The organism is Candidatus Komeilibacteria bacterium CG_4_10_14_0_2_um_filter_37_10, assembly GCA_002793075.1.
In the GTDB taxonomy this organism is placed as follows: Bacteria; Patescibacteriota; Patescibacteriia; order UBA1558; family UBA1558; genus UM-FILTER-37-10.
Genome location: PFPO01000055.1, coordinates 1 through 478 on the forward strand (window position 1 = coordinate 1; position 478 = coordinate 478).

Below are 478 nucleotides of genomic sequence, written 5' to 3' on the forward strand. Positions count from 1 at the left end.
ATCGGATTTAAGACAAGCAAAAATAGACAAATTGAAAAAACTAAAGGATTTAGGAATAAACCCATATCCATCCTCTTTTGATAAAAAAAACACAGTTGATCAGGCGCTTAACTCTCTGGGAAAAATTGTAAAAATTGCAGGAAGATTATTTTCTTTCAGAGAGCATGGAAACATTGCTTTTGCAAATTTAAAAGACGAAACAGGAAAGATTCAAATATTTTTTAGAAAAGATCTTCTAGAAGATGATTATAAAAATATTAAGCTTCTGGATTTGGGAGATTTTATTGGTATTGAGGGGGAAGTTGTTAAAACAACCTCCGGAGAAATATCGGTAGCCCCAACTTCATTTATTTTGCTCACAAAGTCGATTCTGCCGCTTCCAAATGAATGGTTTGGTCTTAAAGACACAGAGCTTCGATATAGGCAAAGATATTTAGACCTTATGTTAAACCCCGAGGTTAGAGAAAGATTTAATATT

General features: G+C 33.1%; 1 protein-coding gene. It reads left to right on the plus strand.

The genetic code is table 11. The features are described 5' to 3' along the window. Positions 1–478, plus strand: a 478-nt coding sequence (locus tag COX77_02925; protein PIZ98941.1) for a lysine--tRNA ligase, incomplete at both ends; no start/stop codon positions are given.